Below are 14,566 nucleotides of genomic sequence, written 5' to 3'. Positions count from 1 at the left end.
AGGGAGCAGATACATCCTCATTGTTATAGAGCATATCTGGCAACCAAGTTACTAATACTGGCTGTACATAGACCAGCACTAAGGTGACTAGCACCATTCCTAGGAATGGGAAACATCCCTTGAAAATCGTCCATAAAGCCAACTCTGGCGGCGCCACACCTTTGAGGTAGTAGACTGACATGGCCATGGGCGGCGTCAAGAAAGAGGTTTGCAAGTTCACGGCGATCAAAATACCAAACAGCAATGGATCGACATTAAAGTGCGCCAAGAGTGGCAAGAAGATCGGAACGAAAATAATAATGATCTCGCTCCACTCTAGTGGCCAGCCCAAGACGAAGATGATTAACTGAGCAATGATGAGGAACTGAACGGTATTCAAATCCATTGACATCATGAAATCTTTAATAAGGTGTTCGCCACCTAAATAAGAAAACACGGATGAGAATGTCCATGAACCTACGAACAAGTAGCACACCATCGCTGAGGTCTTCGCAGTCAAGTAGACAGACTCACGCAGACGTTGCCAAGTAAATGCCTTGTAGGCAACTGCCAACATGGTTCCGCCCAATGCACCCATTGCCGCTGCTTCACTTGGGGTTGCCAAGCCAAATAAAATGGAGCCTAGAACTGCCAAAATCAATAAAGCCAATGGGAAGAATGCGGTTACCAGTAATTTAAAGCCGTCCCAAAAAACCGACGTTATCCACATCTTTTGGTTTAGGGGCTAGCGATGGATTAAGCACAACGCGCACAATGACGTATACCAAATACAAGCCCGCCAATAAGAAACCGGGCACCATAGCGGCAGCATAGAGCTTGACCACAGATACACCAGCAGTTGCGGCATAGACAATCAACATGATCGATGGCGGAATCAAAATACCCAAAGTACCGCCGGCAGTGATAACACCTGCCGCCAACTTTTGGTCGTAACTCGCCTTAAGCATTGATGGCAAAGCTAATAAGCCCATCAAAGTCACCACCGCACCCACAATACCGGTCGCAGTAGCAAACAATGCACAGGTAATCAAGGCAGCAACTGCCATTGATCCAGGCACATGTCTTAATGCAGTTTGCAAACTCAAAAAGAGTCGATCCAAAATATTGGCTCGCTCGATGATGTAACCCATAAACAAGAACAGCGGTATCGATATCAAAACATCGTTGTTCATCACGCTAAATGTGTTTTGCACAAATAGGTAGAAGATGCGGTTATCTAAAAATGAGAGGACTGGATCGTAATAGGCGTAAAAACCAAAACCGATACCCATAGCCATCAAGGTGAAGGCGATTGGGAATCCCAGGAAAATAAAAACAATAAACAAGCCCAACATAAAGAGGGCGATGACTGGATCACTCATTATGTGCTTTCTACTTGAGTTGAATGGGTTTCAATAAGAACTTCTTCGAGCTCTTTTACATCTTGATTTCTAAAAGGCCAGCTGCCAGTTTTAATGCAGATGAGGCAACGGCATACTTCAGCAGTTCCAGCCATAAATAGACCTAAACCTGCAAAGAAGATGATCATCTTGAGTGGCCAAACAGGCACTCCAACCGGACTATTAACACCGACCTCACGAATCATCATGGCATCAAAACCATAGCGACCGCCAATAACAATCAGAGCCAAAATACCAGGGAAGTAGAACAAGAAATTCAAGACAAGATCAACCTTGGCTTGTGTAGTCTCTTTCCAGGTGCGATATAAAAAATCACCTCGGACCATGGCGGCTTTGGATAGTGTGTATGGTCCTGCCATCATGAATAATGCGCCGTAGAACATATAGCTCATATCAAATGCCCAATCCGTTGGATTATTGAGCACATAGCGCATAAACACTTCGTAACAGGTTGCCAGGGTCAACAGGACTACCGTCCATCCAAAGGCATGGCCTACGGATTTCGAGAGGTCATCAACCCACTTGATATAACCCAGCATTGCTTTCTCCTCAGTACGCTTTTAGCGCTTCTGTTTTTAGTACTAATACCTCTAATACTGATAAATATTAGAGGTATTGTTCGTTACTGCAAAAAAGGCCGCTAATAAAGCGGCCTTTTTTTATTACTAGATCAGCATTTATACTGGAGGCTTAGTTTTGAATACATACTCGTAAGCTGCCTTGTAGTCTGCGTCACTCAAGAAGCCATAGTAAGCAACGCGCTTAGCCCAGGCCAATTGAGAATCTACACACTTCTTGAAAAATGGATCTTCTGCATTCAATTTAGCAGTCAACTCAGCCCAAGCCTTGAGCTGTGCTTCCATAATGGATTTTGGTGTACGTGTAACTTTCACCTTGTCCTTAGTGATGAGCCCTTGCAAGTCCTTAGAGTAGTAATCCTGAGCCATCCAAGTATTTGAAGATGAAGCTGCTTCAGCTGCGTACTTGAGGATTACCTTATTTTCAGGAGACAAAGAATCGTACTTGGTCTTGTTGAAAATGATTTCAAAGAATTCCATCGCTTGGTGGAATGAACCCATCACATAGTTCTTGGCCACGTCTTGAGCGCTGAAACGACGGTCAGAAGTTGGGTTGTTGAACTCAAATGCGTCAATCACACCACGCTCCATCGCTGGAACAATCTCGCCACCTGGCAACTGAGTTACTTTCATACCCATGCTTTGCATCAAGTCAGCCGCAAGGCCCACGGTACGATATTTGTAACCAACGAGCTCTTGAGCATTCTTTGGTGGAGTCTTTTTAAACCAGCCTAATGGCTGAGTTGGCATTGGGAACGCAAAGAAACCTTTGATGTTCAGGTTCAACTTTTTGAGCAACTCTTGATAGAGCTGATCGCCACCGCCACGCTGAATCCAACCGAGAGTCTGTTCAGCGTTAGCACCAGTAATTGGGCCAGAGCCAAACAATGAGGCTACTTTAGACTTACCGTACCAGTAAACCGCAACTTGGTGACCCCATCTAGAACACCCTTACTAACCGCGTCAGTTACTTCAAACGGCTTAACTACTGAACCGCCAACGAGGTAATCAATCTTGAGCTTACCGCCAGACATTTCGTTTACTTTTTTGACGTAATCTTCAGCCATTTCATTGAAGACATCTTTTGCACCCCAAGCACCTTGCATTTTCAATACAACAGGAGCTTGAGCTACAGAAATCATTGGGAAGCCAGCCAGTGGAACAGCTACAGCAGCAGCACCTGCTTTGCTGAAAAACTTTCTACGGGATTGACTTGTGTTTTCTTCTTGAACAACTACTGGGGCTGCATCTTTGGCAGTAATAGACATCGAATATCTCCAATTCTTTTTTTATTAATCAGCATAACAACAACACGATCGTATTCCTCCCTACCAGCATCTCAATTGGGGTTTACGCTAATTTCTCCATGAAAATGATTCACCCTAAAACCCTCTTTCAGGCGGAGGTACTAACTTCAAGGGTTTGCTGGACCTAATTAGCCCTGGAGCTAGCGGACGGAATCTCCCTCAACTACTTTACCTTCTACCTTATCTACCTTAACCACTTTAATAATAGGTTTAATCCCAGCTTGTGCTTAGGGCGTACCGGTATAGATGGCTAGCCAAATCACCAGAGGTAAATAGATCACCGACAGTAGATGCCCCACCATAACGATGGAGGCCACTTTCTGGGGCTCTTGATTATGGCGATCGGCCAAGATGTAATTAAATACCGCAGGGGGCAAGCCAGCAAAAATGATTAATGCACCCTTCTGAATAGATTCCAAAGGTAATGCCCATATCACCAAATAGGCTACCAGCAGGCGCAGAACAATCGAAAGTGCAGTCGCAACGACCCCCGCTTTGACATGCTCGATTTTTCCTTCGGCTAGGCGAGTGCCCAGAGAGATCAACATCAAGGGAATCAAAATAGTACTGACCATGGTGACCGAGGTATCTAGCCAGTCCGGCAAAGTCATCTGAAAGTGACCAAACCACAGCCCTAGACCCATCGACCATACCAAGGGGCTGGCATAAATGCTTTTAGCATCCATCTTGCCGGTCATCACTGCCGAACCTAGCGAGAAAATCAAAATATTGGAGAGCACCATGAGAAGCACTGATGGTGCCAATCCATCTTGCCCAAATGCCAAGACCGTGAGCGGAATACCAATCGGGCCGACATTGGTAAACATGATGGACGGCAATAAGGCTTTGGCCCCCGTACCGGAATATTTAGCCAAAGGCAAAGCCAATAGACCTGAAAATACGACTATCAATACTGCCGCTAACACCAAATAGCCAGCGCTTGTGAAATCCAGTGGCTTAGCCGATAAAGAGATAAAAATAAAACACGGTAATGCCAAATCAATGAGGGTGTGATTAGCACCACTCATATTGGGCTTTCTATATCGTGCATATAAGAACCCCGCGAACACAATCGCAAAGATTAGCAGGGTAATACCCAGAATGCGCAAGATCATTGGCAAATACTCATATCCATATTCATACTTATTGCTTAAGCATTACGACGCTGAATCACTTCAATATGGGTATATGCCATCTTGATTAAATCGCAGTCCAATTGCTTAGCCTGCGCCTTATTGATCATCTCGAGCAAGATATGCCCATGCTCTGTTTTATTACTAGCGTTTAAATCTCGCAACATCGATGCCGTCATTGGCGATCCAACTGCGGTGAGCATCTCAATCGATTTAGTTTGCACGCCAGCAGCGACCGTAAATCCACGTGCATCTGCAATCGCACAACACTGTGCATACATGGTTTTAGTCAGTGCATCGCCATAAGGAGTAGCAACAATCTCTCCAATAGAGCCATTACATAAAGTGGTCATTCCCGCTAAGGCACTCAGAAAAGTCCATTTATCCCACAGCGCTTGTTCAATATTCTCGCTATAGACTGCATTAAAGTCAGTCTTCTGACACAACTCATAAAATGCTTTTGCCACAGCCTCTTGACTTGGTGTGCGGGCACCGACGGTCAGAACATGCAAATCGGTTAACTGCTTTACTGCACCTGTCTCGGTAATCGTTGCAGCGATATGAGCAATACCGCCCATCACGCGTTCGCGACCAAAGTGCTTATCTAGTTGCTCTATATGCGCCAAGCCATTGAGGAAAGGCAAGATGAGACCTTGGCTGAAAGCCCCAGCAATCGACTGCAAAGAGTCTTCTAAATCAAAGGCTTTGGGTGCCAAGATAATGAGGTCATAGATCGGCTTTAGCTCTTGAGCGGTCACTGTTTTAGGATTCACCGTATAACTACCTTTTGGTGTCTCCACTACCAAACCATGCTGCTCAATATGCGCCTGGCGTTTCTCGCGTAGGAGGTAAGTGACATCTGCACCAGCCAACATCAACTTCGATCTGTAATAGCCGCCAATACCACCCGCGCCCACAATTAATATCTTCATGATTTCCTCGAGGAATGTTTTGTGAACGATAAACCATAAATTGTGCCCAGGTAGCCCACCATAACCAAGCCTGCTGCTAAGAACTTCCACCCAGGTAGTGATTCACCCAAGAAAATAGCGGTTGCCCCCATGCCAAAGATCGGAACCAATAAAGGAGCTGGGGCTACAAGAGCTGCCGGATGCTTAGATAAAAGCCAGGCCCAAGCGGCGTAACCAAATAAGGTATTGGCCCAAGATTGCCAAAAGACTCCTGCCCAAGCTCCTAAGGGCGCTAACTCTATCGCTGAAACTAAGCTGGAATATCCCCCCCTCAAAATACAGAGACAGCAATAACAGGGGTGGAATAGAAAATGCACTGGCCCACACAACATAGGCAAACATATTGGTAGCGCCTGCTTGTCGACTCACGGTATTGCCTGCTCCCCAGGCGCAGCCTGCACAGATGACTAATCCGATTCCGAGCAAACTGGTTTGACTGTCAATGTGACTCGCAATCACCAAGAGACCGATCATCGCAATTCCAATGGAGATGGCTTGATGCCAGTAAAGCCGCTCTTTAGCAAAGATCATCGCAAAGCCAATAGTGAAAAACACTTGGGTTTGCACTACTAATGAAGCTAAGCCTGGCGTAATGTGGCCATTGATTGCATAAAACAAAATGCCAAATTGCCCAACCCCAATAAAGATCCCATACATTGCTAAGTTGAGCCAAGAGACTTTGGGGCGCTTCACAAAAAAGATGGCAGGCAATAAGGCAAAGACATAGCGCAATGTTGCAAATAAAAATGGTGGAAACGCATCCAGTGATTTTTTGATCACAACAAAATTGGTTCCCCAAATTGCCACAATGGTTAGCGCCAAAAGAAGATGACTAAGGGGTAGTCGATTGGGCAGTCTATTAACTGAGTTACTCACCGCAGAGCAATTCTGCTGCGCGCTGCGCAATCATCATGGTTGGTGCTGCAGTATTTCCTGAGGTAATCGTTGGCATTGCCGAGGCATCCACTACTCGTAAATTACTCACTCCCCTGACCCGCAATTGAGAATCGAGTACCGCCCCATGGGATCATCGTTGCGCCCCATCTTGCAAGTACCCACCGGATGAAAAATGGTCGTACCAATATCACCTGCAGCTTTAATTAGCTCTTCATCCGATTGATAATCTTTACCCGGCTTGTACTCCTCAGGCATATAGAGTCTTAAAGCAGGGCTTTCGACAATCTTGCGAGTAAGGCGTAATGCCTCAATCGCCACTTGGCGATCAGCATCGGTAGATAAGTAGTTGGGAGCAATCACCGGTGGTGCTTGTGGATCCTTTGAATCAATATGCACGCTACCACGCGAAGTAGGACGCAAATTACAAACGCTGGCCATAATGGCATCAAAGGTGTGCAAATCCTCGCCAAACTTCTCTAAGGATAGGGGTTGCACGGTGATACTCCACGTTCGGTGAAGTGTGCTCTGGAGAGCTGTAGGCAAAAGCACCTAGCTGAGATGGTGCCATAGACATCGGGCCGCTACGCTTTAATATGTACTCCATGCCGATTAATAACTTACCAAGCAAAGAGTTTGCTTTGGTATTGAGAGTCTGAATACCGCTAACTTTATAGATCATGCGTAACTGCAAATGGTCTTGCAAGTTCTCGCCGACGCCTGGTAAATCAGCAATCACCTCAATACCCAAGCGCTGAAGATGATCTGCTGCACCAATACCTGAGCGCTCTAAAATTTGCACACTTCCAATTGAGCCGGCACTCAGAATCACTTCACCTTGCTTGCCAGCATCGGCAGATTGGCAATGCACCTCAAGAGTTTGGCCGTCTTTGAGATATTGCACCCCAAAGCAATTTTTACTCACCGGATCAATCAAGAGCTTATTGACTACGGCCTCGGTAATCACTGTGAGATTAGGTCGTTTAGCGGCATCGCGTAAGAATGCTTTAGCAGTATTTAAGCGCCAACCTTTGTGTTGACTGATATCAAAATACCCGACCCCAAAGTTATCACCTTGATTGAAATCCTCTGATGCCAGAATGCCCGCTTCAATAGCAGCCTGCTTAAAGATATCCATAATCGGCCAGCGTAAGCATTGCCGTGATACTGTCCACTCGCCACCCTTGCCGTGCCATTGATTAGCGTTGCCGTGGTAATCCTCAAAAGACTTATAACGTCGCAAAGCATTTTCCCAGGACCATGCGTCATCACCGGTCTCCCGGGCCCAATTGGCATAGTCACCTTCTTGGCCGCGCATATAAATCATGCCGTTAATCGAAGAGCAGCCGCCCAAAACTTTGCCGCGGGGGTAGATCAATGAGCGGCCGTTTAAGCCCTTTTCTGCGGCAGTCTTAAAACGCCAATCAGCCCTTGGGTTATCAATGCAATACAAGTAACCCACTGGAATATGAATCCAAATATAGTTGTCATTCGACCCAGCTTCAATCAACAGCACCCGCTTAGCGGGATTCTCGGTCAAGCGCTTGGCCAGCATGCAGCCTGCACTACCTGCGCCAATGATGATGAAGTCGTATTTCTGAATTTGGGTCATATTTTCCGCTAGAGAGTGGCTAGGGGTTCATTGGCTATTATTCACCAAGCAAGCAAGGGGCGTAAATTTATCGAAACTATCCAAGGGATTTGGTGGGCAAGCATCATTACACGTCTAAAATAGCTCCATGCACGTTAATGAAAAGAACCGGACCCCCAAGAAAGATGATCTTGATGATGGTCCTAGCAAGTCAGAGCTCAAGCGCCAGATGACTGAACGCCAGAAGCTGGCCGAGGTTCTAGCAGCTCTCAGTAGCGATGCATTAAAGACCATTCCACTGGATGAGGCCATTAAGGCTGCCATTGCTGAAACCAACAAAATCAAAAGTTTTGAAGCCATACGTCGCCATAAACAATACCTTGGCAAACTCATGCGCTTTTTGGATGAAGAAGAGTTGGATGCCATTCAGAAGCGTCTAGATGCAATCCAGGGTGTTAGCAAAGTAGAGACTGCCAAGCTCCACCATTTAGAGTCTTATCGCGATCGACTGATCGCCGATGATGCAGCTTTTACCAAAATGATTGAGCAATATCCCGATATGGATATTCAGAATATGCGCACCCTCATTCGCAACGCGCGCAAGGAAAAAGAAACTAATAAACCTCCTAAGGCTTATCGAGAAATCTTCCGCGTCCTCAAGGATATGGGGATATAAACACCCCCTACCAAGAGTCAGGCTTTTGGATTTTTGAGTTCGGAATCTTCAATGGTAACTGCGCAGCAGCCACATGCGAAACACTGAGAATCTTTCCCCAGTCGGAGTGTTTTGCTAGATCACCCGAAATATGTCGATGATTTTTACTTTGAATTGGCGCAACTAAACCAATTCGCAATTGGGCATGGTGCCTCTTTACCGCCGCTAACGCACCCTCAAGATCAGAATCATTGCTACAAACTACGGCCTGCTCATATGCGCCTGTCCAAGCCCCAGTAATGAGATCTGATGCCAAATTAACATCGGTCTTTTTTTCATTAAAGTCATAAACCTGAACTATTTTTAATTCAGGGGCTTCATTAATGGGCCTCACCAATCTTTGGTAGGGTGTTGTTGCTAAAATTTTTCCTTGGATTATTTCCAAAGAATTGGGGTACATTTTTCTTAAGGCCTGAAGATATAGCCTTTGTCGCTGGGTTGACATCGGGTCATCCGACATCCTTCCGAGGACAGGCGCCGTGTAATAGCGCACTTGAGTTAATTCTGCATTTTTATCTAAGATGTACTCAGAAAATAACTTCACAATATCCAGCCACTTCAATTTTGAATTTCTTAGCAAGCCGTAATAGAGGTTGTAACCATCAATATAAATAGTAGTTTTGATAATTTTCCCGCTCTAGAAAAGACAAAACCACCCGAAGGTGGTCTGTCGCCCAAAAAGCAATCGGATATACCGAACGGTTAATGGGTGAGTCGTGTTCAAACTATATAACCTTTTGAGGGTGGTGAATTCGCCTAACCAGTAAATGTTTTTCAAGCCTATAAGATAAAAAATAATCTTCTAAATCTTTAATTTGGCCAATGGAATCTCAACCAAGCGATAAAGGTAGTTCGATGCAATCACACTCACAATCACCACGAGAACCATCATGCCAATCGCCATCGCGCCATTGGCATGAACATACAAACCTGAAGCAATATATATCGTGTTTGCTAACAAGATAAATGCAAAGTGAATCAAGAAGGCGCAGTAAGAGCGTGGACTTGCCCAAGCTATTGCTTGTAAGGCTCTTTTTTAAGGCCGGAGTTATTAGGATTAACAGGGGGGTAGCTTGCTTTACCCCAGATAAATAAGGCTAGTGCTACGCACCATGCCAAGACATTGCGAGCCCAAAATTCCTGAAAAGAAGAAATTGCGATCACGGCCCCAAGCGCAAATAATAAGCATTTAGCTAAACCCCTGATCTTTTGGTCTGAATAGTTTTTCGCTAGATAGGCGAGCATTCCAAGGCTATAGGAGCCTAAAAAGTAAATGAAGTAAGACTCATATTGGCTGGAGCGATTGAAATACAGCAATGAACTAACGGACACAATACTCAGTAGCCAAACTAAAGCTTGATACGAGCTAAAGGACATCAGCAGGATGGCCAATACTGAATAAAGCTGCCAGTCTATCGCCACATACCAAACGCCCGCAGAAATAGAATCTAAACCTAAAATCCCCTGCAAGAAGAAGAGGTGCGCCACAAATTGACCCAGTGTCTCTTGCTTACCAACGAACTCATCATTTATCCAAAAGCGGGTAAGCCAAGCACAAGCAATGGTGAAGACTAGTGCTACCGTATAGGGAGCAAACAAACGTAAATAGCGATTGATAATGATGCGCAAGGCCAGATTGGCGCTAAATTTTTGTTTAGCAAAACGGGTTAGCGATTGGGTAGCGAGATAGCCTGCCATCACCAAGAAGATTTGTACTGCAAAGCGACCATACTCAAATAAATACTCCATGAGCATTGGTAAGGCCAATTTTGCATCTATAGCAATCTGTCCATAACTGGATAGGTGATGCAAAATAATCAGCAAAGCTGCACTCACTTTTAGCAAATCAATCAGAAAAAGTGAGTGATCTTTTTTCAATGGAGTAACTTAATCGCCCTGACTCAATCTAGTAACTAGAAAATGGTGAATGATCTGACTGAAGGACTTTATTTTGACTTTGCCTTACCCATCAAAGAGGCCAGCATAGGATTGCTACTAGCAAGCTCTTTTTTGGTTTTCGCAATACGCTCTGCAGCACCCGGCTTTGGCGTCTTAGCGGCATTTTTCATACGCTGAGCAGTAGTTAAGGCCAGGTTTTTATAGAGGTCTGTTTTTTCATTGTCATAGTCAATAAATGTTTAAAACATTCCCCCGAGTATTACTTAGTCAAAGAACGTGCTGCTAATCCTAGGAAAAGCAGTGACCAGCCTTGTAATAAAAGCTCAATGGCAATTAAGAGGCCAGGCAACCAAAGGCTACTCTCGGGATAGCCACTCATAATCAGTACGCCCATCAAAATAGAGATGGCTGAGGACAACACTAACCAAATCCACTCATTGAAGTGACGGTGCTGAAATGCTGAAATCAAACGTAGCACACCAGTAACAAAGAAGATAGCTGCTAACCATAGCGTAATAGCTTCTAGCGCAGGAATCGGAAATGCCCAGGTATATAAACCAGCGGCAATATAGAGAAATGCCAACGCTAGCTGAATTGACACACTCTTCCAGCCAATAGATTTGATGGCATGCGCAAACTGCAATACACCCCCCAGGACCAAGAATGCGCCCAGCACATTAATCGTGACAAAAGAAAATAAGGTTTGCCCAGCAATACCAATCATGCCCAGAACAATAAATAAAACGCCCATGCCAATAAGAGTGCCAGGCACTTTGGCAGCGGCACCTAAAACAGCGGCTCGGATTTCTTTTATTTGGGTAAGGGACAACTCGGTCATGTGGACAGCTTTCAAAGAATAAAGAAAAGGTAAATACAAATAATGATTAATTTCTCTATTATCTCAGGGTTTAATACCTAAACACGCTTTTAGAGCTCGCTGGCGCAAGAAATCATTAAAAGAGAATGAAAACTCTATGACAATTATTTTTGGAATCCTAGCAATCTTGATACCAGTGCTCGTGGGTTCTATGGTGTGGAAGCATTTTGATCGCTACTGCGGTCGTGATGATGAGGCCTATATCAATAGCCTAGAGCACTTCCTCAAGAAACCGAGTGTCACCCTATTATGCGGTTTTGCTCTTTTATGGATTGGAATGGCTCTTGTATTTAGTTAAACTCGGGATCAACTAGGTTTATGAGTGAGCGATGAACTGTCACCTTGTAAACGTATTTTTTTATCAAAGTAATTTAAGGTAAGTTCACTAATTAATGGATATTTTGGCCCCGCTACTGAATCAAACCTGGTTCATTGTCTTAATGGCAATCACGCTGATTGGAGCAGTGTTATCCGCTGTACACCATGCAGAAGTCATTGCCCACAAAACTGGTGAGCCATACGAAATCCTAGTACTCGCCATTAGCGTGACCATCATTGAGGCATCTCTCATCATTGCAATGATGTTTGCTAGCCATGAAGGCTCTGAGTTTATTGCGCGTGATGCCGTATTTGCTACCGTTATGATTGTGATGAACGGCGTGATTGGTTTATGCATATTCATGCGTGGTTTTAAGCATCATGAAATGTCTTTTCGTAATGAAGGCACTAATTCTGCTTTAGCTGTACTGACCGCTTTAGCGACCTTCATTCTCGTGATGCCCATGGTGACCGTGAGTACTCCTGGACCAGACTTTACCAAGGAGCAGCTGGCATTTGCGGGTATTGCCTCTTTCGCCTTATATGGCGCCTTTATATTCTTCCAGACGGTGAGCCATCGTGATTACTACCTTCCCAAGGCAGAAGATCAAAAGACCAATAGTGATACGCACGCAGAAAAGCCCAGCAATCTCAAGACTGCTACTAGCCTCCTTTTATTGCTCATTTCCCTTGCAGCAGGAGTTGGCCTTGCTGAAGCCTTAAACCCTGCCATTGAGGCAGGAGTCAAAGCCGCAGGCGCACCCAAGACTGTTGTGGGTATTGCCATTGCCATGCTGGTACTTCTACCGGAAGGCTTTGCAGCAGTCAGAGCAGTTTGAACTTGGCGCTTGGCTCGGCTTTGGCCAGTATTGGATTGACCATTCCGACGGTGGCGGCTTTCGCCATCATCTTTAATTTGCCACTAAGTTTGGGTATCAGCAGTCTGAATATGACGCTGATGTACCTGTCATTCTTTATTGGGGCCCTAACGCTGGCCATTGGCAGAACTACACTATTACAAGGAATTGTTCACTTGATTATCTTCTTTGAGTTCTTGTTTTTGAGTTTGGTTCCCTAAGGTACATTAGCCCCCAAATCAATACTAAAACTATCATACCCAGCAAATTTTACCTCTGAGTATGTTTTTAGAATTTATAATCAAAAGATATCAGGTTTACTAGCCGCTTTTCTCACCTCATTTGTTGCGACGTTACTCATTATTCGCTTCAAGCATCTGCACGAGCGATTCTCAGCAGACTCAGACCTATTAGGACCGCAAAAATTTCATACTCGGGCCGTCCCAGAATTGGTAGCATTAGTATCGCCATTGGGATATTTGCATCCACGATCTTTAGATTTAAAAATCATCAAGTTCCAATTACGGAGCTTACCTTATTGGTTTGCGCAATCCCCACCTTTGCCGTTGGCCTAACCGAAGACTTAACCAAAAAAATTAGCGTTAGACTCAGATTAGTTTTTACTGCAATTTCTGCTGCCATGTTGGTCTACCTGATGCCAGCCTACATAACGAGATTAGATATCCCTTATGTTAATCTGATTCTTACTTTTTCCATTACTGGTGGCGCACTAACTGTTTTTGCGATTACCGGCCTGGCAAATGCCTACAATATTATTGATGGCTTTAACGGCCTAGCTAGCATGGTAGGCATCATTACCTTACTAGCCATTGCATACGTCAGTTTTGTAGTTGCCGACTCACAGATTATGTATCTGAGTCTGATTATGGCTGCTGCCATTTTGGGATTTTTTATTTGGAACTATCCAAGAGGCCCAATCTTTTTGGGTGATGGTGGCGCCTATCTCACTGGATTTTGGATCGCCAGCCTGAGCGTCATACTGACCTACAGACACCGGGAGATCTCGCCCTGGTTTGCCTTACTCATTAATGGCTACCCCATTGTTGAAACACTGTTCACAATCTATCGCAGAAAAATCCGTCAAGGCAAGAGTCTAGGTCAGCCCGATGGGATTCACTTCCATACGCTCATCTATCGCCGAATCCTACTACCCCACCACTGCCAGGGAATCTTTTCAGCCAACGCTAAACAGCGCCCTATCTTTGGGTCCTGACGGTATTGGGCGTCACGCCAGCAATCCTTTGGTGGCACTCAACCCCGGCCTTAATTGCTTCCAGCCTGATTTTTATCACTTGCTATGTATGGCTCTACGCAAGAATTGTCCAACTGAGAACGCCTAGTTGGATGCACTTGAGATAAATATGGGGTGTTTAATTCCCCATAGCGAGTGCATTTAAATTATCTTGTGATCCCCTGAACTTCCCAAACATTCACTGCACCTTGCATACGCAACCAACTTTCGAGAGAGCCTCCAATAATCCTTGAGATGCGAACTGCCAATTGCGCACTCACCCCACTCTTTTCATTTAGGGCTTTGGATACGGTTGACGAACTAAGCCCCAGATAATTGGCAAAAATTGCTTGCGAAATACCTACGCTAGGCAAAACATCCTCACGCAAAATTAACCCAGGATGAGTAGGCCTTCGGTTGAATCTCTTGTGCTTCGCATTAATTTAGCTACGATCTAATATGGCCTATCATTAAACGACTAAAACAGCTTCGCGCTTAATGGGTTTAATTTTAGGTAATCGTAATTTTTTTGCCTGTCGCAAATCCCACTGCAGTTGCATTCCCAGCCATAAATCGGGCGAGGTCCCCAACCACGCAGCCAGCCTCAAGGCCATGGGTGCGGTGAGGCCTGATTTTGCATTGAGTACCTTGGATAAAGTGGTGCGAGAAATGTGCAATTGCTGCGCAGCCTGCTCGATACGCATTCCTTCTGGCAACCACTCTCTAAGCACCTCACCTGGATGCGCTGGATTGTGCATATTCATGTCATTTCCC

At 45.0% G+C, this 14,566-nt stretch carries 18 protein-coding genes and 3 pseudogenes; 5 read left to right on the top strand and 16 right to left on the bottom strand.

Annotated features, from left to right (window positions below; translation table 11 throughout):
• Window positions 1–22: 22 nt before the first annotated feature.
• The 9 genes and pseudogenes from DXE44_RS01375 to DXE44_RS01345 all read right to left on the bottom strand — a co-directional run.
• Window positions 23–1,283 (bottom strand): annotated as a pseudogene (locus DXE44_RS01375) (TRAP transporter large permease); the annotation flags it as partial.
• 77 nt (window positions 1,284–1,360) lie between these two features.
• Window positions 1,361–1,939 carry a TRAP transporter small permease subunit gene (locus DXE44_RS01370; protein ID WP_114652060.1) on the bottom strand — a complete coding sequence of 193 codons (579 nt, stop codon included), beginning with the start codon at window positions 1,937–1,939 and terminating at the stop codon, window positions 1,361–1,363.
• A 138-nt stretch (window positions 1,940–2,077) separates the two neighbouring features.
• Entirely contained in the window at window positions 2,078–2,866 is a 789-nt protein-coding gene (locus DXE44_RS01365) for a TRAP transporter substrate-binding protein (RefSeq protein WP_197712799.1), read from the bottom strand.
• Between the two features lie 5 nt (window positions 2,867–2,871).
• A complete protein-coding gene (locus DXE44_RS10215) occupies window positions 2,872–3,246 on the bottom strand; it encodes a type 2 periplasmic-binding domain-containing protein (protein WP_197712798.1) in 375 nt (124 codons plus the stop codon).
• A 266-nt stretch (window positions 3,247–3,512) separates the two neighbouring features.
• Window positions 3,513–4,400 carry an AEC family transporter gene (locus tag DXE44_RS01360; protein WP_114652058.1) on the bottom strand — a complete coding sequence of 296 codons (888 nt, stop codon included), beginning with the start codon at window positions 4,398–4,400 and terminating at the stop codon, window positions 3,513–3,515.
• A 35-nt stretch (window positions 4,401–4,435) separates the two neighbouring features.
• Window positions 4,436–5,350 carry a ketopantoate reductase family protein gene (locus tag DXE44_RS01355; protein ID WP_114652056.1) on the bottom strand — a complete coding sequence of 305 codons (915 nt, stop codon included), beginning with the start codon at window positions 5,348–5,350 and terminating at the stop codon, window positions 4,436–4,438.
• A complete protein-coding gene (locus DXE44_RS10470) occupies window positions 5,347–5,721 on the bottom strand; it encodes an EamA family transporter (protein ID WP_231970525.1) in 375 nt (124 codons plus the stop codon). Before DXE44_RS10470 ends, DXE44_RS01355 begins: the two co-directional genes overlap by 4 nt.
• 178 nt (window positions 5,722–5,899) lie before the next feature.
• Window positions 5,900–6,169 (bottom strand): annotated as a pseudogene (locus DXE44_RS10465) (EamA family transporter); the annotation flags it as partial.
• 88 nt (window positions 6,170–6,257) lie between these two features.
• Window positions 6,258–7,895: pseudogene (locus DXE44_RS01345) on the bottom strand (GMC family oxidoreductase).
• 127 nt (window positions 7,896–8,022) lie between these two features.
• On the opposite strand from DXE44_RS01345, the gene yjgA reads away from it, so the two are divergent.
• Window positions 8,023–8,550, top strand: coding sequence for a ribosome biogenesis factor YjgA (gene yjgA / locus DXE44_RS01340; protein ID WP_114652054.1), 528 nt, complete (start codon window positions 8,023–8,025; stop codon window positions 8,548–8,550).
• Between the two features lie 7 nt (window positions 8,551–8,557).
• Here yjgA and DXE44_RS01335 read toward each other — a convergent pair whose 3' ends face one another.
• The 5 genes from DXE44_RS01335 to DXE44_RS01325 all read right to left on the bottom strand — a co-directional run bounded on the left by DXE44_RS01335 (window position 8,558) and on the right by DXE44_RS01325 (window position 11,326).
• The gene (locus DXE44_RS01335; RefSeq protein ID WP_269460687.1) at window positions 8,558–9,202 is read right to left on the bottom strand and encodes an NYN domain-containing protein; all 645 of its coding nucleotides are present in this window, start codon (window positions 9,200–9,202) and stop codon (window positions 8,558–8,560) included.
• A 189-nt stretch (window positions 9,203–9,391) separates the two neighbouring features.
• Window positions 9,392–9,571, bottom strand: coding sequence for a hypothetical protein (locus DXE44_RS10210; protein WP_197712797.1), 180 nt, complete (start codon window positions 9,569–9,571; stop codon window positions 9,392–9,394).
• Window positions 9,572–9,603: 32 nt separating this feature from the next.
• On the bottom strand, window positions 9,604–10,467 hold the full coding sequence (locus DXE44_RS01330) for an acyltransferase family protein (protein WP_197712796.1): 864 nt from the start codon (window positions 10,465–10,467) through the stop codon (window positions 9,604–9,606).
• Window positions 10,468–10,535: 68 nt separating this feature from the next.
• The gene (locus DXE44_RS10875; protein ID WP_269460660.1) at window positions 10,536–10,658 is read right to left on the bottom strand and encodes a hypothetical protein; all 123 of its coding nucleotides are present in this window, start codon (window positions 10,656–10,658) and stop codon (window positions 10,536–10,538) included.
• 89 nt (window positions 10,659–10,747) lie between these two features.
• On the bottom strand, window positions 10,748–11,326 hold the full coding sequence (locus tag DXE44_RS01325; protein ID WP_114652050.1) for an HdeD family acid-resistance protein: 579 nt from the start codon (window positions 11,324–11,326) through the stop codon (window positions 10,748–10,750).
• A gap of 136 nt (window positions 11,327–11,462) precedes the next feature.
• On the opposite strand from DXE44_RS01325, the gene DXE44_RS01320 reads away from it, so the two are divergent.
• From DXE44_RS01320 to DXE44_RS01310, 4 genes are all read left to right on the top strand, one after another.
• Window positions 11,463–11,663: a hypothetical protein gene (locus DXE44_RS01320; protein ID WP_114652048.1), complete on the top strand. Its 201-nt coding sequence runs from the start codon at window positions 11,463–11,465 to the stop codon at window positions 11,661–11,663.
• A gap of 94 nt (window positions 11,664–11,757) precedes the next feature.
• On the top strand, window positions 11,758–12,522 hold the full coding sequence (locus DXE44_RS01315; RefSeq protein ID WP_197712795.1) for a calcium:cation antiporter: 765 nt from the start codon (window positions 11,758–11,760) through the stop codon (window positions 12,520–12,522).
• Window positions 12,519–12,761: a calcium:cation antiporter gene (locus tag DXE44_RS10205; RefSeq protein ID WP_197712794.1), complete on the top strand. Its 243-nt coding sequence runs from the start codon at window positions 12,519–12,521 to the stop codon at window positions 12,759–12,761. The genes DXE44_RS01315 and DXE44_RS10205 overlap by 4 nt, the downstream gene beginning before the upstream one ends.
• A gap of 317 nt (window positions 12,762–13,078) precedes the next feature.
• Window positions 13,079–13,774: an MraY family glycosyltransferase gene (locus tag DXE44_RS01310; protein ID WP_162785839.1), complete on the top strand. Its 696-nt coding sequence runs from the start codon at window positions 13,079–13,081 to the stop codon at window positions 13,772–13,774.
• 185 nt (window positions 13,775–13,959) lie between these two features.
• On the opposite strand, the gene DXE44_RS11285 is transcribed toward DXE44_RS01310, so the two are convergent.
• Both DXE44_RS11285 and DXE44_RS01300 read right to left on the bottom strand, forming a co-directional pair.
• A complete protein-coding gene (locus DXE44_RS11285) occupies window positions 13,960–14,235 on the bottom strand; it encodes a HigA family addiction module antitoxin (RefSeq protein ID WP_114652044.1) in 276 nt (91 codons plus the stop codon).
• A gap of 27 nt (window positions 14,236–14,262) precedes the next feature.
• The gene (locus tag DXE44_RS01300; RefSeq protein ID WP_114652042.1) at window positions 14,263–14,556 is read right to left on the bottom strand and encodes a HigA family addiction module antitoxin; all 294 of its coding nucleotides are present in this window, start codon (window positions 14,554–14,556) and stop codon (window positions 14,263–14,265) included.
• Window positions 14,557–14,566 lie beyond the last annotated feature (10 nt).

The sequence above is a fragment of the Polynucleobacter necessarius genome (assembly GCF_900095175.1).
GTDB lineage: Bacteria > Pseudomonadota > Gammaproteobacteria > Burkholderiales > Burkholderiaceae > Polynucleobacter > Polynucleobacter necessarius_I.
This window is presented reverse-complemented; position numbering and strand designations above follow the sequence as displayed.